Here is an 18,109-nt window from a genome sequence, read left to right as displayed (position 1 = left end):
CTCGGCCAGACTGGTGCCATGCGCCTCCAGATCGCCACGCCGTCGGAGCACCCTCACATCGCCTCACTCCCCTTCACCGAACGGCTCGACGACTGGACTCTGCCCGACATGCACGGGGTGCTGGGGCTGCATCGACACGTGGTGCGCCTGATCGAACTCGACGGCACGAGCTACGTGATCAAGGAACTCCCCGACGACCTCGTCACCCGCGAGTACCGCCTGCTGCGCGAACTGGCGGACGCCGGCCTGCCCACGGCTGAGGTCGTGGCAGCGGTGACCGGCAAGGCGGACCGCGTCGACGGCATGCTCGTGACGCGTCACCTCGACTACTCCATCCCGTACCGGACACTGCTCGCGGGTCGAGGGCTGACGATCCCGTACCTCGGCGAGCGCGTCCTCGACGCCCTCGTCGGTCTGCTCGTACGCCTCCACCTCGCCGGGTTCTTCTGGGGGGACTGCTCGCTGTCCAACACGCTCTTCCGACGCGACGCGGGCGCGTTGTCGGCGTACGCGATCGACATGGAGACCGGCGAACTGCACCGGGAGCTGTCGCCCGGGCAGCGCACGCTCGACCTGCAGATGGCCACGGAGAACGTGGCGGGCGGCCTGCTGGACCTGCAGGCCGGGAACCGGTTGCAGGCCGACATCGACCCGATGGACATCGCTCTGCAGATCACCGACCGATACCACCGACTGTGGGACGAGTTGACCGCAGCGCAGGAATTCGGGCCGGGTGAGACGTTCAAGATCGACCAGCGCCTCGAACGGTTGCACGACCTCGGATTCGACGTCGAGGAGATGGACATCGTCGACGACGGAGAGGGTGACCGGTACCGGTACATCCCCCGGGTGGTCGAGCACGGCTTCCATCGCGACCGCCTCAAGCGCCTGACCGGTCTGGAGGCGACCGAGAACCAGGCGCGGCGACTGCTCGACGACATCCGTTCGTTCGGCGGCGAGATGCAACGAGAGCGACAGAGCAAGATCGAACAGGGCCTCCCGACCGGTCACGGCGGTCCCTCCGTGCGCAACCTTCCCGACAACGTGGTCGCCGTCCGGTGGCTCGACGACCGGTTCGAGCCACTGATGGCCCGCGTCCCCGAGCCGATGTTCGACAAGCTCGAAGCAGCCGAACTGTTCCATCAACTGATGGAACACCGATGGTTCCTCAGCGAGAAGGCCGGCAGCGACGTGACCCTCGACGTGGCACTGGAGTCGTACCTCGCCGACGTGCTCGCCGGTGCGCCCGACGAACGTGACATCGCCCGCGAGGCACCACTCCGGGCCGGGGGCGACGAAACGGGCGAGCTGTCACGGGACGATCTCTGAACCTGCAGGGGCCGTCGTCCCATCGACGGTCGAATCGGTGCGGCAGGGGTCTGACCCACTCCACACCCCTCGACCCACCCGGTGTGGCAGGGGTCTGACCCACTCCACACCCCTCGACCCACCCGGTGTGGCAGGGGTCTGACCCACTCCACACCCCTCGACCCACCTGGTGTGGCAGGGGTCTGACCCACTCCACACCTTTCGACCCACGTCATCCCGGTGCGAAGGGATCGCCGGGTGCGGTACGTTCCTCGCACATGAGTGAGATCATCGCAATCACCGGCCGAGAGATCCTCGACAGTCGTGGCAACCCCACCGTGGAGGTGGAGGTGCTGCTCGACTCCGGGGCCGAGGGCCGAGCTGCGGTGCCGTCCGGCGCATCGACCGGCGAGCACGAGGCCGTCGAGTTGCGTGACGGTGGCGATCGCTACGGCGGCAAGGGCGTGCTGTCCGCTGTCGGCTTCGTCAACGAGGAGATCGCCGACGAGCTGGTCGGCCACGACGCGCTCGACCAGCGCCTGATCGACCAGGTGATGATCGACCTCGACGGCACCGACAACAAGGCCCGCCTCGGCGCGAACGCGATCCTCGGCACCAGCCTCGCGGTCGCGAAGGCCGCCTCGATCGAACTCGACATGCCGCTCTACCAGTACGTCGGCGGGCCGAACGCCCACGTGCTCCCCGTCCCGATGATGAACGTCATCAACGGCGGCTCGCATGCCGACAACTCGATCGACTTCCAGGAGTTCATGGTGATGCCGATCGGAGCACCGTCGTTCTCCGAGGCGCTGCGGTGGGGCACCGAGACGTACCACGTCCTCAAGAAGGTGCTCCACGATCGAGGACTGTCGACGGCCGTGGGCGACGAGGGAGGCTTCGCGCCGAACCTGTCGTCGAACGAGGAGGCGATCACCACGCTGCTCGAGGCGATCGAGAAGGCCGGCTTCACCCCCGGCGAGGACATCTCGATCGCCCTCGACCCGGCCGTGTCGGAGATCTTCTCCGACGGGGCCTACCACCTGACCCACGAGGGCAAGGTCCTCTCCCCCGACGAGATGGCGGGCTACTGGACCGAGATGGTCGACAAGTACCCGATCGTGTCGCTCGAGGACGCGATGGACGAGAACGACTGGGACGGATGGGCAGCGCTCACGAAGGCGGTCGGCCGCAAGACCCAACTGGTCGGTGACGACCTGTTCGTCACCAACTCGGTGCGGCTCCAGCGCGGCATCGACACCGACGTCGCGAACTCGATCCTGATCAAGGTCAACCAGATCGGCTCGCTCACCGAGACGCTCAACACGGTGCAACTCGCCACCCGCCACGGCTACACGTCGGTGATGAGCCACCGGTCGGGAGAGACCGAGGACGCCACGATCGCCGACCTCGCCGTCGCCACGAACTGCGGACAGATCAAGACCGGCGCACCGTGCCGTTCGGACCGCGTCGCCAAGTACAACCAGCTGCTGCGCATCGAATCGATGCTCGGCGAGCAGGCCGCCTACCGCGGTGCCGGCGCACTGGCGCCGCTGCGCTGAGGCCGGTCACCCGTTTGGGTGTCCCCGATCGGGGAACACCGGGAATCGTGAAGTACCTCGGACGAATTGCCCAAGTCGGCGCCGCGTGTTGGATCCTCAACGTCTGGTTCAACCGGTTCGATCGGGACACCGGCTACCGCGGTGGTGATGCGAAGAACATGAAGGAGGAGTTCGCCGTGTACGGCTTCTCCGAGAAGCAGATGTACGCCGTGGGCGCCACCAAGGTCGGCCTCGCACTGGCTCTCCTGATCGGATTGTTCGTCCCGAAGATCGTCCGACCGGCTGCGATCGGCTTGGCTGCGTTCATGGTCGGTGCGATCGGGATGCACGTCAAGGTCGGCGATCCGCTGAAGCGGGCGGCGCCGGCGATCACCGTGCTCGGCATGTCGAGCGTCGCTGCGTTCCTCGCCGACGAGCGCTGACGGTCGGCTCTCGGCAGCGCCGTTTCAGCGCAGCAGGAATAGCACGACGAGGACGCCGTTCACGGCGGCGAGTGACGTGGCGGGGATCCGCAGCCTCCACGGGTCTCGGAGGCGGTGTCGAACGATGAGTCCGAGGATCATCTGGACGCACAGTCCGAACGCCGCGGTGGCGCCGAGCAGTGGAAACACGAGTCCGAGGAGGACACCGCCGGCACCGAACAACTGCAGCGTTCCGTTGAGGACGCGCAGGTGCGGGATCCCGTACCTGCGGTACTCCTGACGTGAACGCGACGACGTGAGGCATCGCAGCCCGTACCAGAAGAAGGCGATCGCCGATGTGAGGCTGCACAGCACGAGCATCGCGACCATCGACGACGACCTTACGGACGGATCACGGGGGTCGATGCGCTGCGGTGCCATGTCCAAGGCGGTGAGCCTTCGTCGCCCGGAGGCCGACCGAGTCTCACCGATCACCTCTGCTCGGCCCGCTCGACGACTCCCCGGGCCGCAGTGCGGTGCATACTTCACGGGTGGGAGCGGGACATCGCACTGTCGGGGCGGACCAAGCAGCAGGCGCGTCGCATCCCAGGTCGGCTGCGACGAAGCGGGCGTGGATCGCCATGCACGCCGCCGTCGGGGCGGCGATCCTGTTCGTGGCATGTTCGTCGGGGAGCGACGACACCGCCTCGGAGCCTGTGCCACCAGCGACGTCCGAGGAGTCCGTCGACACGTCGGTGCCCGACGCCACGTCGACGACCGGCGTGCCCGCATCGTCCGACTCAATCGAGGCCGACGATCCGGCCGTTTCCCCCGCGATCTCCTTCGCGAGCGATGTCCAGCCGATCCTGGAGGACAACTGCGCTTCGTGCCACACGGCCGACGGGCCGGGTACCGCCCACCTCGCGATGGAGACGGCGGGCGACGTCGACGGGTTCGACGCCGAGTACATCGACGCCGTGATCGACGTCGGTTACATGCCACCGTGGCCCGCTGCCGACGGCGACGTCGCCTTCCACGACGACCGCCGCCTCGACCCAGCGGACATCGCCACCGTCGCCGCCTGGGTGGCCGACGGCAGCCCACTCGACGTCGACCCGACGACTCCGATCGAGCCCACCCGCACGACCCGCACGGTGATCGACCGCGACATCGTGTTGCAGGCCGAGCCGTACAAGGGCGACACGACCGATCCCGACGACTACCGGTGCCAGATCTACGACCCCGGCCTGACCGAGCAGAGTTGGGTGCAGGGCTACGGGATCGAAGCCGACGTCGCCGAAGTGGTGCACCACGCGCTCCTGTTCCGGGCGAGCGCCGACGCACGAGAATCCGCCGAGGCCAGCGATGCCGCCGACCCGGCTGTGGGGTGGTCGTGTACAGGGCTGGCCGGCATCGGCGGCCGGGGCGCGGTGAACCAGATCCTCAGCTGGGCCCCCGGCCAGGACCCCACGCAACTGCCGGCCGACACCGGCATCGAGATGCAGCCGGGCGACTTCTTCGTCATGCAGATCCACTACCACTACGAGCCGGTCTTCGCCGACCTCGCTCCCGACCTGTCGACACTCGTGGTCGACATGGCCGACCAGGCCGCCATCGACGCGGCCGGCGGAGCGCTCGACCCGATCGACCTGCGGATCTACCTCGGCCCGGCCGAGATCCCGTGTTCCACCGAGGAGGTCGGCCCGCTGTGCGACCGTGACGCATCGGTCACCGAGCTGCAGAGTCGCTCCGGCACGCTCGGGGCGTTCGCTGCGGACGGCCTGAACGCAGCCTGCGGCACGACGCCCGCCGACTACGCCCACATGACGACGGGCATCGCGTCGTCGACCTGCACGCTGCCGACCCAGACGGGACGCATCGTGTCGATCTGGGGGCACCAACACGAGCTCGGCAAGTCGGTCAAGATGACCCTCAATCCGGGCACGCCGGGCGAGCGCGTGCTGCTCGACATCCCGAACTGGGACTTCGACTGGCAACTCGACTACCGACCGATCGAGGACATCGTCCTGGTGCCGGGCGACCGGGTGCAGATCGACTGCGTGTGGGACCGGTCGCGGATGGACGAGGATGCGGAGCCGCGCTACGTGCTGTGGGCCGAGGGCACCGACGACGAGATGTGCTACTTCCAGATCGTCACCCGCCCGGCCTGACGACGTCGGACCGCGCGTGAAGCTGCGGCTCGTGTGGCATCGGACACGATGCGTGCGGCTAGTTTGCTCCTGAGGGCCGAACGGCCCGTCTTCACGAGAGACACACGAGAACAACCGAGAAACAAGGGGTACACGTGGCCGGTGCAAGCATTCTGGGAACACGAGTCCAGCGCAAGGAAGATCCGAAGTTCCTCACCACGGGTGGCGTGTACTCCGACGATGTCTCCGATCCCCGCCTCGAGGGAGCGGTGTACGCGGTGTTCGTCCGCTCGACGGTGGCGCACGGTGTGATCGAGTCGATCGACGTCGACGGGGCCAAGGAGATGCCCGGCGTGCTCGCCGTGCACACCGCCGAGACACTCGGCCTCGAACCGATCCCGTCGCCGTTCAACCCGGGCGCCGCACGGTCGCTGCTCGCGAGCGACAAGGTCCGCCACGTCGGTGAGCCGGTTGCCGTGGTGGTCGCCGAGACCCTGCAGCAGGCCACCGACGCAGCCGAGATGGTGTTCGTCGACTACGAGTTCCTGCCCGCCCTCGTCGACATCGAGGCCGCACTCGCGTCCGACACGCTGATCTACGAGGCCGCCGGATCGAACGGCGTGTTCGACACCACGGCGCTCGGCATCCCCGAGAACACCGACACCGACGAGTACTTCGCCGACTGCGAGGTCACCGTCACCGGTCGCTTCGTCAACCAGCGCGTGGCTCCGTGCCCGCTCGAAGTGCGCGCCTCGGCAGCGGTGTGGGACGGCGACACGCTCGTCCAGTGGCTGTCCACCCAGGGAGCCCAGGGTGACAAGGTCCACTTCGTCGCAGCCAACGGTGGCGAGGGCACGAAGGTCCACCTCATCACGCCTGACGTCGGTGGCGGATTCGGCGCCAAGATCGATGCGTACCCCGAGGAGATGCTGCTCGGTTCGCTCGCCAAGGACGTCGGCCGACCGGTCCGTTTCGTCGAGACCCGCAGCGAGTCGATGATGACCCTCGGTCACGGTCGCGCACAGATCCAGTACGTCACGATGGGCGGAACGAAGGAGGGCAAGGTCACGCACTACCAGATGCACGCCCTCCAGGATTCGGGTGCCTTCGTGGGCATGGGATCGATCCTCGCCCCGTTCATGACCCGCCCGATGGCGTCGGGTGTGTACGACATCCCCAACATGGAGGTGCGCACCACCTCGGTCGTCACCAACACCACGCCCACCACGGCGTACCGCGGCGCCGGTCGCCCCGAGGCCACCGCCGCGATCGAGCGCGCGATGGACCTCTTCGCCGCCGAGATCGGCAAGGACCCCGTCGACGTCCGCCGCATGAACCTGATCCCCAAGTTCATGGAGCCGCACACCACGGCCGTTGCGCAGAGCTACGACGTGGGCGACTACGAGGCATCGCTCGACAAGGTGCTCGAGGCTGCCGACTACACCAAGCTGCGGCAGGAACAGCAGGCGCGGCGTGACTCGGGTGACGCGAAGCAGTTGGGCATCGGCGTGTGCATCTACGTCGAGATCACCGGTGGCGTCGACCCGAAGCAGGAGGACGCCAAGATCGAGGTCAACGACGACGGCACCGCCACCGTGTACACGGGCACCACGCCACAGGGCCAGGGCCACGACACGGCATGGTCGATGATCGCGAACGCCGAGACCGGCATCCCGATCGACCGGATCACACTGGTCTTCGGTGACACCGAGAAGACCCCGGTCGGCGGCGGAACGATGGGATCGCGCTCGTTGCAGCAGGGCGGCGTCGCCGTCAACAAGGCTGCGGTCGAGCTGGTCGAGAAGGCCAAGAAGACCGCTGCGAAGTTGCTCGAGGCCGACGAGGCCGACGTGGTGATCGACACGGACAACGGCGTCTTCCACGTCGCCGGCACGCCGGCGGTGTCGAAGTCGTGGGCCGACATCGCCGTGGCCGCTCGCCAGGACGGAGACGACATGACGGTCAGCACCACGTTCGTCGCCGAGATGGCCACGTTCCCGTTCGGTGCGCACATCGCCGTGGTCGAGGTCGACACGGGCACCGGCCAGGTCAAGCACCTGCGCCAGATCGCCTGTGACGATGCTGGTCGGGTGCTCAATCCCATGCTGCTCGACGGCCAGATCCACGGTGGAATCGCCCAAGGCACGGCACAGGCGTTGCTCGAGGAGGTCCGCTACGACGAGGACGGCAACCCGGTCACGTCGAACCTGGCCGACTACGGCATGATCTCGGCGACCGAACTGCCGAGCTTCGAGGTGATCCACATGGAGACCCCCACGTTCGTCAACCCGCTCGGCGCGAAGGGCATCGGCGAGTCCGGCACCATCGGCTCGACCCCCGCCGTCCAGTCCGCAGTGTGTGACGCCGTGAGCCACCTCGGCGTGAAGCACATCGACATGCCCGCCACCAGCGAGCGTGTCTGGCAAGCAATCCAAGCCGCCCAACGCTGACCGGTGGTGTGGCAGGGGTCTGACCCACTCCACACCCCGGCGACCGATTCCATGCCCGGAGTCCACACGATGTGGAGCGGGTGGTGTGGAGTGGGTCAGACCCCTGCCACACCCAGTCAAGGAGCACTCACATGACCGACATCGCAGAACCGACCGCCGAAACGGCCCACGCCGCAGGGGAGATCTTCCGGGCGACGTTCACGTCGTTCGAGGAGTCCACCGCCGAGGAGTGGGCCAGGATCATCCCGCAGCTCGAGGTCACGCAGTCCCACGTCGCCGACCGCGTGATCGGACTCCTGCGTGATCTCGAGAGCGATCACGGCGGGTTCCCGGTCGATCGACTGGAGCACAGCCTGCAGACGGCCACGCGCGCCGAGAAGGCGGGCAAGGACGACGAGTACGTGTTCTGCGCGCTGATCCACGACATCGGCGACACGCTCAGCCCGTACAACCACCCCGACATCGCGGCGGGCATCGTCAAGCCGTTCGTGTCCGAGGCGAACTACTTCATGGTGAAGCACCACGGCGAGTTCCAGGGCTACTACTTCTGGGACTACATCGGACTCGACGGCCAGGCCCGCGAGCAGTACCGTGACAGCCCGCACTTCGACCACACGGTCGAGTTCTGCGGTGAGTACGACCAGACCGCGTTCGACCCGTCATACACGAGCAACCCGCTCGAGCACTACGAACCACTGATTCGTCAGATCCTCCGCGGCGCCTGACGTCGCCAGCGCAGCCGGGCTCGAGCTCGCACCCTGAAGGCGGACGCGGTCAGCTGGTTCCTTCGTTCAGTCGGCGCCCGTATTCCTCGACGTCGATCTCACCGCCGGCACCGGCTGCGCGACCCCGATCCGATTCGGCGAGGAACGGCTGGATCATGTCGATCCGCTTCCAGGCCGGATACGGCTGGCCACCATCGGCGTCGGGCACGTACTCCGACGATCGGACGCGCGCGTGTGGGTGGATGTAGCGGGCGCAGTTGACGAAGGTGTTCTCGACGTGCGCACGCACGATCAGTTCCGCGCCGGGAAAGTGTTCGAGCGCCGGGTCGTCGGTGTGAACCGTGGCGGTCGCGTGGAGGCGGAGGCGGTTCGGTGTCTCGAAGTCGATGAACAGCAAGCCGATCCTGCCGCTCGCCTCGACGTTGCCCATCGACAGGAACATCCCGTTGCCGTCGTAGCTCGGGAAGACGATCGTGCGCTCGTCCTCGACACGGACGACGCCCGTCGGCCCGCCCTTGTACGACACGGTCGGCCACCCGTCGGAATCGACAGTGGAGAGGAAGAAGAAGTCGCGTGACTCGATGAACGCCTTGCGGTCCTCGTCGATTCCGTCGGCGACGATCGACATCCGATGCACATCGGCGAGGCGGCGGGTGTCGAACTCGTCCTGCAACGCACGCTGCTCATCGGTGTAGAAGTCGGACTGTGGATCGGGCTCGGTCACGTCCCGGATTCTGACAGCTCGTGGATCACGCGGCGCCCTCGGGCGCGTGGGGCTCATCGCCGACGTGGTCCCGGACCCCTCCCTCACGCTCTCCCTTCACACCCTTCCTCACACGACCGAGATCGCGGTTCAGCCCTCCATGCCGTCCATCTCCGAGTGGTCCGTGTCCTCCACGTCGGAGTGGTCCGTGTCCTCCATGTCGTCCATGCCCTCCATGTCGTCGCCGATCGCGCGGACCGGTGCCGAGAACGAGACGGGGTCGTCGCCTTCGATCTCCAGCGTGACCTCGACCTGGTCGGTCGGGAAGGTGGCGGAATCGATGTCGAGCAGCATGATGTGCGGGCCGCCGGGCTCGAAGACGAACTGGCCGCCGGCCGGGACGACGTACCCTTCCTCGACCTCTCTCATCGACATCGCGCCGCTGTCGGACACGGTCGTCTCGTGCAGTTCGACGTCGCTGCTCACGCTCGAGGTCGCGCGCAGGATCCGTACGTCGGCGTCGCCCGGGTTGGTGACCGTTCCGTACACGACTCCGACGTCCTGCCCTTCGGCCGGCTCTCGGGACCACGCATCGCTCACGGTCAGCGTGGCAGGCGACGCGTCGTCGACGGCGGACTCGCTGGTCGCGGGGCCGGTGTCCGTCGAGTTCGAGTCGCTGCCGCACGCGGCGAGAGTGATCGCTGCCAGCAGCGCGATCGGGAGCGATGTGGAGATGCGGAGATGCTTCATGCCCCTTCGGGTCGTCGCTCGTTCCCCGCTGGTTCCCGAGCCGCTGCGAGACGCGGATGCGACCGTGTGACGCGCGTCGAGCCATCGGACGCGAGAAACGCCGCGCCGGTTTGGCACGATGTTCCGATGCCTGATGCCAGCCTTCCGATCGTCGCCGAAGGTCTGCAGCGGTACTTCGGTTCGGGCGAGGAACAGGTCAAGGCCGTGGACGGTGTCGATCTGCGGATCGAACCGGGTGAGGTGTTCGGGTTCCTCGGACCGAACGGCGCAGGGAAGTCGACGACGGTGAGGATGCTGACGACGCTGCTGCGTCCGTCGGGCGGATCGGCCCGGGTGGCCGGCTTCGACGTCGTGAACGAAGCGAACGAGGTACGCCGCAACATCGGCGTGGCGCTCCAGGACGCGGCGATCGATCCGCTCATGACGGGAGCCGAACTGCTCAAGCTGCAAGCCGTGCTGTACGGGCTGCCCAAGACGCAGCACGCCACCAAGGCCGGCGAACTGCTCGAACGGGTCGGCCTCACCGCAGCGGGCGATCGCCGGGTCGGCACGTACTCGGGCGGCATGAGACGGCGCCTCGATCTGGCACTGTCACTGATCCACGAACCGTCCGTCCTGTTCCTCGACGAACCCACGACCGGTCTGGACCCGATGAGCCGGATCTCCCTGTGGGAGGAGATCCGGCGACTGAACAACGACGGCACCACGGTTCTCCTCACCACCCAGTACCTCGAGGAGGCCGACCAGTTGGCCGAGCGGATCGCGATCATCGACCACGGGGTGATCGTGCGCAAGGGTCGTCCCGCCGAGCTGAAGGCCGAGGTCGGGAGCCCGACGCTGTTCGTGAGCGTCGATACGTCGGCAGCCGACCAGGCGAACACGCTGCTGGCGACCTTCGGCGATCTGCGTCCGAGCCCGGAGGGAACGCTGGGAGTCGGGCTCGACGACGGGCCGGCAGCGGTGTCGAACGTGGTTCGCACACTCGACGAAGCCGGGATCACGGTCAAGAACCTCGAACTCCGCGAGCCGAGCCTGGACGACGTGTTCGCCGAGGCCACCGGTCACCGCCTGGAAGGCGCCGACTCGTGAGCGCGGTGCCCGTGTCGGCCGGCACATCGTCGCGCCCCACACTCCAGCCGTCGAACGTGGCCCAGACGTGGGAGATGTCGAAGCGGTCGGTGCTCGCCCTGTGGCGCCAGCCGTCCCTCGTGGTGCCGTCGCTGATCTTCCCCCTGTTCTTCGCGGCGCTCGGCACCGCTTCGTTCTCCCGGGCGACGTCACTGCCCGGGTTCCCGGCGGTCGACTCCTACCTCGACTTCGCTCTCGCCGGCGCCGTGGTGCAGGGCATCCTGTTCGGCTCGACCGTCGGAGCGACCGCGCTGGCCACCGACATCGAGAACGGATTCTTCGACCGACTGCTCAGTTCGCCGTCGACGCGCTCGGGCATCATCATCGGTCGGATGGCGGGCGGCATGGTGTTCGGCGGCGCCCAGACACTCTTCTTCATCGTCGTCCTGCTCCCGTTCGGACTCACGATCCGGGGCGGAGTCCTGGGCGTTCTGGCCATGGCGGTCGGAGGCACGATCCTCGCCCTCGCCGTCGGCGCGCTGATGTCGGCCATGGCCATCAAGACCGGCTCGTCGGAGGCGGTGCAGGGAGCGTTCCCCCTCCTCTTCATCGGCCTGTTCTTCTCCTCGGCGTTCTTCCCGCGCGAGACGATGAGCGGGGTCTACGGCAACCTCGCCGACGTCAACCCGATCTCGCATCTCGTCGAAGGGTTCCGGGACCTGACCATCGACGGACTCACCGGGTCGGCGGTCGTGAGGGCGATCCTCATCCCGGCCGGACTCGCCGTCCTCACGGTCTCGCTCGCACTGCGCACACTCCGCTCACGCCTGGGGGCACGATGACCACGCTCGAGGATCCGCGATCCGGCCCGACTGCCCCCACGTCGCGACGTTCCGTCGCGACCACCCACACGTGGCCGGCATCGGTCGGGCTGATGCGGCGCAGCCTCGTCAACATCGTCCGGCTGCCGTCGGCGTTCATCCCGTCGATCATGATGCCGATCTTCCAGGCGATCGCCTTCTCCGGCACCTTCTTCGCGATCATCCAGATCCCGGGGTTCCCCACGGACCGGTCGATCAACTGGTTCCTCCCGCTCGGCGTGGTGATGGGCTCGGGGTTCGCCGGCATCGGCATCGGCTTCGCCACGATCCGCGACCTCGAAGGCGGGTTCTACGATCGGCTCCGTCTCACGCCGGCGCCGCGCATGTCGCTCGTGACCGGACCGCTCCTCGCCGCACTGTTCCGCTCGGCGATCGTCACCACCGTCGTCTTCGTCGTCGGTTCGCTGTTCGGGGCACGCCTCGAACACGGCCCGCTCGGTCTGCTCCCGCTGTACGCCGCCGGTCTCGGGATCTCGGCCATCGGCACCGGTTGGGGACTCGGCCTGGCGTACCGCTTCCGCGACATGCGAGCGGCGGCGATCATGCAGTTGACGTTCTTCCTCGTGATCTTCCTCACCGAAGCCCAGACCCCGCTGTTCATCATGCGGGGCTGGCTCGAAGGAGTGACGCGGATCAACCCCTTCAACAACGTGATCCGACTCTCCCGCCTCGGCTTCCTCGACGCTCCGATGACCTGGGACCACACGTGGGGCGGACTGCTCGCCCTCGCCGGCTTCATCGCGCTGACGATGCTGTTCGCCCGCCGTGGCCTCTCCAGACTCTCCGACGGCTGACCGGGTCGGTCCGACTGGTTCTGAACGGATCGGACCGACCGGTCAGCGCGCAGCGAGGTGTGTGGAGAGTCCCTTCATGCCCTGCTTGAAGCCGAGAGCACCGAGCTTGCCGACGACCGGGGCGAGGAACTGTGGGACGAAGCGGACCGTCACGTCCTCGAACCAGTCGAGCCTCGATCCGACGCCGTCGGGAACGACCGTGAAACCGGCCCTGCCCCGGAGCACGGGTCCGAGCTTCTCGACCTCGCAGTCGCCCGACGAGTTCGCCTCGTCCCAGTCGCACTTCGACACCCGCATGCGATCCTCGAGCGACAGCGGACCGGGGCCGGTCCATGCCGTGAACTCGTGGCCCACGTCGGTCGGCGCGCCGTCGCCGTCCTTCACCCTCGTCATCGGGATCCAGTTCTCGTGGGACTTCCAGTCGACGAGGTCGTCCCACACGGTGCGGGCGTCCTGGTCGAATCGATGCTGGACGTCGAACGTGATCCGGGCCATGCTCGATGTTCGCACGCTCCCCCACCGATGCACACCCGTACGGCCAGATGACACATCGCTGTACCTGCCGGTCGAAGGAGCGGCATGACGCAGTGACGCTCACCCGAAGGTCGATTCGACGGGTGGAGGCCGACGACGCAGTAGCGTCCGCTCACGATGAGATCGACCGCCGACCGACTTCGTGTCGCCCTCGGCATGCTCGCTGCGGTCACGGTCTTCGGCACGATCGGGTACCTCGCCTTCGGGTTCACGCTGCTCGACGCGCTCTACCAGACCGTCACGACCATCACCACGGTCGGGTTCCGCGAACTCGCCGAGTTCGGACCGGGCCTCAAGATCTTCACGATCGTGCTCATCGTGGTCGGCGTGTCGACCGTGCTGTACAGCTTCACGCTCATCGCGCAACTGGTGGTCGAAGGTCACCTCGGAGAATTCGTCGGGAGGCGCCGCATGGACAGACAGATCAACAAACTCACCGGGCACACGATCGTGTGTGGATGGGGGCGCGTCGGCGAGGCCGTGGCGCACGACCTGGACCTCGCCGGCCACCAGGTGGTCGTGATCGACCAGAGTGCTGACCGCGTCGCGGACCTCGAGTTCCCCACCATCGTGGGCGACGCCACACGCGACGACACGCTCAGGGCCGCCGGGATCGAACGGGCGCGGGCGTTGATCGCGGCGCTCGACAGCGACGCCGACAACCTGTTCGTCACGCTGTCCGGACGCGACCTCGTGCCCGACCTGTTCATCGTCGCCCGCGCACGTGCCGACGAGAGCATCCCGAAGCTCGAACACGCCGGCGCCGATCGGGTCGTCAACCCTCAGGAACTGGGGGCCGCACGCATGGCGTCGTTCGTCGCGAGCCCGAACGTCGCGGAGTTCATCGACGTCGTGATGCACGACCGATCGCTCGAGTTCCGGATGCGAGAGTTCGTGATCCCCGCCGACTCCCCCGTCGCTGGGAAGACCCTCCGACAGGCAAACCTGCGCGAGGAGAGCGGTGCGCTCGTGCTCGCGCTGCGCGCTCCCGGCGGAGACTTCACCACCAATCCCACCGGCGACACACGGCTGGAACCCGACCATGTGATCATCGCCGTGGGCACCGACGAGGACTTCGACCGATTGACCAGATTCGCCACGCCGCACGCCGGCAAGTAGCTCACACTCACGATCACGGAACCACGGATGAACACACCCACCACCCACGTCCTGCTCGACCTCGACGGAACCATCTCGGACTCCGAGGCCGGCATCGGACGGTCGCTCGTCCACGCCTTCACCGAATGCGGCTACGACGTGCCCGATCGGGAGACGATCCGGTCCATGATCGGCCCGCCGTTCGAGGTGAGTTTCCCGAAGGTCGGCATCCACGTCGACGACATCGAGCGGGTGATCGCCGCCTACCGCGTCCGCTACGAGGACGTCGGTCTGTTCGAGAACGAGATGTACGAGGGCGTGCCGGAGATGATGGAGGCGTTGCGTTCGGCGGGCCACACGATCTCGCTCGCCACGGCCAAGCCTCAGGACACCGCGATCCGCATCGTCGAGCACTTCGGGCTGACCCACTTCTTCGCACGCCAGGTCGGCGCCACCCACGAGATCGGTGGACGGCGCACGAAGGGCGAGGTGATCACGCACGCGATGCACCTCCTCGGCGTCAGCCCCCACGACCGGATCGCACTCGACCACGTGATCATGGTCGGCGACCGCGACCACGACGTCGAAGGTGCCCACCTCAACGCCGTCGACTGCATCGGGGTGTCGTGGGGCTTCGGCTCGCGTGACGAGTTGATCGACGCCGGTGCCGTGACCGTTGTCGACCATCCCGGAGAAGTTGCCGGAGCGGTCGCTGCCGCGTACCGTTCCCACGAGACATGAGCACCACGGCCGACCCCAACACGAACGACGGTCTCCTGGGTGCGACGTCGGCCGAGGAGGCCGTCGATCCGCTCGCGGGCGCCGCTCCCGAAGCGCAGCGGTCGAACTCGGCGACGGATCGCTTCATGCGTCGACTGCTCCGCCTGTCCGATGCGCCGAAGATGTCGGCGGCACAGGCTCGGTCCGCGTTCCAGAAGTCGTTGGCGTTCACTGCGGCCCGCTGCCTGCTGATGTACATCGTGTTCCCGTTCGTGCTGCCTCCGCTCGGGATCGCCCTCGGCGTCGGCGAGCCCGTGGCGATCGCCATCGGCCTGCTGGCGATGGTGTCGATCGTCTACTCGATCCGCCGGTTCTGGCGAGCCGACCATTCCAAGCGCTGGCACTACACGGTGTTCGGGACGACGATCATCGCGTTCCTCGTGTGGGCCACGATCGCCGACACGATCCGTCTCTTCAGCTGACCGCCGATGCGGATCGTCTCGCTCATTCCGTCGGCCACCGAGATCGTGTTCGCGCTCGGCCTGGCCGACGAGTTGGTCGGCGTGACCTTCGAGTGCGACTTCCCGCCCGACCCACGCCGCGATCGCCACGTGGTGGTCGGCGGTCTCGACACCCAGGGGCTGTCTCCCGAGAGCATCGACCGACTGGTCCGCGAGAAGATCGCCGCAGGCGACGACCTCTACCGACTCGACGAGGACCGGTTCCTGTCGTGCGACCCGACTCACGTCCTCACCCAGGATCTGTGCAGGGTGTGCGCTCTCCCCTCGGGTGAGGCCGATGCTGCTCTCGAGCGACTCGGCTGCGATGCCGACGTGACCACGCTCGACCCGCACACCCTCGACGACGTCCTCGCGACGATCGTCGAGGCGGGACGAACGCTGGGGGTCGACGATCGGGCCGCTCGACTGGTCGACGATCTGAGGTCGCGCATCGACGCGGTGACGCAACGGGTCGGCGATCGTGAACGACCGAGCGTGTTCGTGCTCGAATGGTCGGACCCGCCCTTCCTGTCGGGACACTGGGTGCCCGACCTCGTCGTCGCCGCAGGAGCCACGCCGGTCCTCGCCGAGACCGGTGGCCGCTCCGTCCCGACCGAGTGGGACACGATCGCCGAGCACGATCCGGACATCGTGGTCGTCGCTCCGTGCGGGTTCGGCCTCGACGGTGCGTCCGAACAGGCGACGGCCGTCCTCGATCGTCTGCCCCCGCGGGCTCAGGTCTGGGCGATCGATGCGGACGGACTCGTCGTGCGACCCGGTCCACGACTCGTCGACGGCATCGACGCCCTGGCCACGATCTTCCACCCCGACCTGTTCGACGGTCCCCACCCGTCGGTCCGCCGCATCCGCTGACACGGCGACGCCGTCGTCGTCCATCCGACCACCTCACCTACGATCGCCCAGATGTCGAACTCGAACCCAACGCCGGCGAATCTGCCGGCATCCACCCCGGACGGACGGCACGACGTCGGATGCGGGACGCGAGCACCTCGTGGCCGCTGACATCGGCCTGATCGGGCTGGCGGTCATGGGCCGCAACCTCGTGCTGAACATGGCCCGCAACGGGTTCGACGTCGCGGTGTACAACCGGACCACCTCGAAGACGACCGACTTCATCGGGGGTGACGCCGCCGAAACGAGCGTGACCGGTCACGAACGACTCGACGACTTCGTGGCTTCGCTGGATTCACCGCGACGGATCATGCTGATGGTGCAGGCCGGTCGGCCCGTGGACGCCGTGCTCGACGAGCTGCTCCCGTTGCTCGCCGAGGGCGACATCGTGATCGACGGTGGCAACTCCGACTACAAGGACACCGAGCGGCGCGTCGCTCGCCTGCAGGAGGCCGGCATGCACTTCGTGGGCGCGGGTGTCTCCGGCGGCGAAGAAGGCGCACTGAACGGTCCGTCGATCATGCCGGGCGGCTCGGCGGACGCGTGGCCGCACATCGAACCGATCCTGCAGGCCATCGCCGCCGAGGCCCACGACGGCGAACCCTGCTGCCGATGGCTCGGGCGAGGTGGCGCAGGCCACTTCGTGAAGATGGTCCACAACGGCATCGAGTACGGCGACATGCAACTGATCGCCGAGATCTACGACCTGATGTCGGCCACGGGCATGAGCAATGCCGAGATGGCCGAGGCGTTCGCCGCATGGAACACGGGACGCCTCGAATCGTTCCTGGTGGAGATCACCGCCGACATCCTCGCGACCACGTCACCCGACGGCGAGGCCGTGATCGACGTGATCGTCGACGCCGCCGGCCAGAAGGGCACCGGTCGGTGGACGGCAATGTACGGCTTCGAACTCGGCCAACCGATCGGCTTGATCGCGGAGGCCGTGATCGCGCGCGTCGTGTCGGCACTCATCGACGAACGTGGACGCGCCTCGGAGATCCTCGGCGACCCCGGCCCACGGAACGCACCTGCGATCGGACTCGACGACCTGGAGGCGTCGCTCTACGCGGCCAAGATCGTGTCGTATGCGCAGGGCTTCGCGATGCTCGCTTCGGCGAGCCGCGAGCACGACTGGGGCCTCGACCTGGCCGCCATCGCGTCGATCTGGCGTGGCGGCTGCATCGTTCGCGCCCGATTCCTCGACGACATCGCTCGGGTGTTCACCGACACGCCCGACATCGACAGCCTCCTGATCGCGGACGTGTTCGCCGAAGCTCTCGCGAGTGACGGCCAACGAGGCTGGCGGGACACCGTTCGAACCGCCGTCGGAGCGGGCGTGCCGGTGCCGGCGCTGAGCTCGGCGCTCGCCTTCTTCGACGGGTACCGCTCCGCTCGCCTGCCGGCGAATCTGATCCAAGCGCAGCGCGACTACTTCGGAGCGCACGGGTACCAGCGTCTCGACCGGGATCGCAGCGAGGACTTCCACACCGACTGGATCGGCGACGGACGCGAGACCTCGATGGACAGCTACAACGCCTGACGGGCACCGACCG

The 18,109-nt window shown here is 67.5% G+C and carries 18 protein-coding genes; 14 read left to right on the top strand and 4 right to left on the bottom strand.

The genetic code is table 11. The features are described 5' to 3' along the window. Positions 1-18 precede the first annotated feature (18 nt). The 3 genes from ABJK40_RS13710 (at position 19) to ABJK40_RS13700 (ending at position 3,289) form a co-directional block, all read left to right on the top strand. Positions 19-1,329 carry a DUF4032 domain-containing protein gene (locus tag ABJK40_RS13710; RefSeq protein WP_348482440.1) on the top strand — a complete coding sequence of 437 codons (1,311 nt, stop codon included), beginning with the start codon at positions 19-21 and terminating at the stop codon, positions 1,327-1,329. Positions 1,330-1,586: 257 nt separating this feature from the next. Continuing rightward, positions 1,587-2,867: a phosphopyruvate hydratase gene (gene eno / locus ABJK40_RS13705; RefSeq protein WP_348482442.1), complete on the top strand. Its 1,281-nt coding sequence runs from the start codon at positions 1,587-1,589 to the stop codon at positions 2,865-2,867. Positions 2,868-2,914: 47 nt separating this feature from the next. Further along, positions 2,915-3,289 carry a DoxX family protein gene (locus ABJK40_RS13700; RefSeq protein ID WP_348482444.1) on the top strand — a complete coding sequence of 125 codons (375 nt, stop codon included), beginning with the start codon at positions 2,915-2,917 and terminating at the stop codon, positions 3,287-3,289. A 24-nt stretch (positions 3,290-3,313) separates the two neighbouring features. Here ABJK40_RS13700 and ABJK40_RS13695 read toward each other — a convergent pair whose 3' ends face one another. Beyond that, a complete protein-coding gene (locus tag ABJK40_RS13695; RefSeq protein WP_348482446.1) occupies positions 3,314-3,658 on the bottom strand; it encodes a DoxX family protein in 345 nt (114 codons plus the stop codon). Between the two features lie 161 nt (positions 3,659-3,819). Here ABJK40_RS13695 and ABJK40_RS13690 point away from each other — a divergent pair, with 161 nt between their 5' ends. The 3 genes from ABJK40_RS13690 (at position 3,820) to ABJK40_RS13680 (ending at position 8,593) form a co-directional block, all read left to right on the top strand. Next, a complete protein-coding gene (locus tag ABJK40_RS13690) occupies positions 3,820-5,439 on the top strand; it encodes a c-type cytochrome (protein WP_348510323.1) in 1,620 nt (539 codons plus the stop codon). 134 nt (positions 5,440-5,573) lie between these two features. Continuing rightward, positions 5,574-7,868, top strand: coding sequence for a xanthine dehydrogenase family protein molybdopterin-binding subunit (locus ABJK40_RS13685; RefSeq protein WP_348482450.1), 2,295 nt, complete (start codon positions 5,574-5,576; stop codon positions 7,866-7,868). Positions 7,869-7,999: 131 nt separating this feature from the next. Beyond that, positions 8,000-8,593: an HD domain-containing protein gene (locus tag ABJK40_RS13680; RefSeq protein ID WP_348482452.1), complete on the top strand. Its 594-nt coding sequence runs from the start codon at positions 8,000-8,002 to the stop codon at positions 8,591-8,593. Positions 8,594-8,642: 49 nt separating this feature from the next. Here ABJK40_RS13680 and ABJK40_RS13675 read toward each other — a convergent pair whose 3' ends face one another. Both ABJK40_RS13675 and ABJK40_RS13670 read right to left on the bottom strand, forming a co-directional pair. Next, entirely contained in the window at positions 8,643-9,317 is a 675-nt protein-coding gene (locus tag ABJK40_RS13675) for a pyridoxamine 5'-phosphate oxidase family protein (protein WP_348482454.1), read from the bottom strand. A 129-nt stretch (positions 9,318-9,446) separates the two neighbouring features. Further along, a complete protein-coding gene (locus ABJK40_RS13670) occupies positions 9,447-10,046 on the bottom strand; it encodes a copper chaperone PCu(A)C (protein WP_348482456.1) in 600 nt (199 codons plus the stop codon). 126 nt (positions 10,047-10,172) lie between these two features. On the opposite strand from ABJK40_RS13670, the gene ABJK40_RS13665 reads away from it, so the two are divergent. From ABJK40_RS13665 to ABJK40_RS13655, 3 genes are read left to right on the top strand one after another with little or no spacing between them, the layout of a single operon-like run. After that, the gene (locus ABJK40_RS13665) at positions 10,173-11,135 is read left to right on the top strand and encodes an ATP-binding cassette domain-containing protein (protein ID WP_348482458.1); all 963 of its coding nucleotides are present in this window, start codon (positions 10,173-10,175) and stop codon (positions 11,133-11,135) included. Then, positions 11,132-11,956 carry an ABC transporter permease gene (locus ABJK40_RS13660; RefSeq protein WP_348482460.1) on the top strand — a complete coding sequence of 275 codons (825 nt, stop codon included), beginning with the start codon at positions 11,132-11,134 and terminating at the stop codon, positions 11,954-11,956. The genes ABJK40_RS13665 and ABJK40_RS13660 overlap by 4 nt, the downstream gene beginning before the upstream one ends. After that, positions 11,953-12,789, top strand: coding sequence for an ABC transporter permease (locus ABJK40_RS13655; protein ID WP_348482462.1), 837 nt, complete (start codon positions 11,953-11,955; stop codon positions 12,787-12,789). The genes ABJK40_RS13660 and ABJK40_RS13655 overlap by 4 nt, the downstream gene beginning before the upstream one ends. A gap of 42 nt (positions 12,790-12,831) precedes the next feature. Here the strand turns inward: ABJK40_RS13655 and ABJK40_RS13650 are convergent, their stop codons facing one another. Continuing rightward, positions 12,832-13,284 (bottom strand): SRPBCC family protein, encoded by a 453-nt coding sequence (locus ABJK40_RS13650; RefSeq protein ID WP_348482464.1) that lies wholly within the window; start codon positions 13,282-13,284, stop codon positions 12,832-12,834. 156 nt (positions 13,285-13,440) lie between these two features. On the opposite strand from ABJK40_RS13650, the gene ABJK40_RS13645 reads away from it, so the two are divergent. The 5 genes from ABJK40_RS13645 to gnd all read left to right on the top strand — a co-directional run bounded on the left by ABJK40_RS13645 (position 13,441) and on the right by gnd (position 18,096). Then, positions 13,441-14,442, top strand: a complete 1,002-nt coding sequence (locus tag ABJK40_RS13645; protein WP_348482466.1) for a potassium channel protein — start codon at positions 13,441-13,443, stop codon at positions 14,440-14,442. 27 nt (positions 14,443-14,469) lie between these two features. After that, entirely contained in the window at positions 14,470-15,162 is a 693-nt protein-coding gene (locus ABJK40_RS13640; RefSeq protein ID WP_348482468.1) for an HAD hydrolase-like protein, read from the top strand. Further along, positions 15,159-15,623 carry a hypothetical protein gene (locus ABJK40_RS13635; protein WP_348482470.1) on the top strand — a complete coding sequence of 155 codons (465 nt, stop codon included), beginning with the start codon at positions 15,159-15,161 and terminating at the stop codon, positions 15,621-15,623. The genes ABJK40_RS13640 and ABJK40_RS13635 overlap by 4 nt, the downstream gene beginning before the upstream one ends. A 6-nt stretch (positions 15,624-15,629) precedes the next feature. Continuing rightward, a complete protein-coding gene (locus tag ABJK40_RS13630) occupies positions 15,630-16,514 on the top strand; it encodes an ABC transporter substrate-binding protein (protein ID WP_348482471.1) in 885 nt (294 codons plus the stop codon). 139 nt (positions 16,515-16,653) lie between these two features. Further along, a complete protein-coding gene (gene gnd, locus ABJK40_RS13625) occupies positions 16,654-18,096 on the top strand; it encodes a decarboxylating NADP(+)-dependent phosphogluconate dehydrogenase (protein WP_348482473.1) in 1,443 nt (480 codons plus the stop codon). The last annotated feature ends 13 nt before the right edge of the window (positions 18,097-18,109 follow it).

The organism is Ilumatobacter sp., assembly GCF_039969435.1.
Classification (GTDB): domain Bacteria; phylum Actinomycetota; class Acidimicrobiia; order Acidimicrobiales; family Ilumatobacteraceae; genus Ilumatobacter_A.
This window is presented reverse-complemented; position numbering and strand designations above follow the sequence as displayed.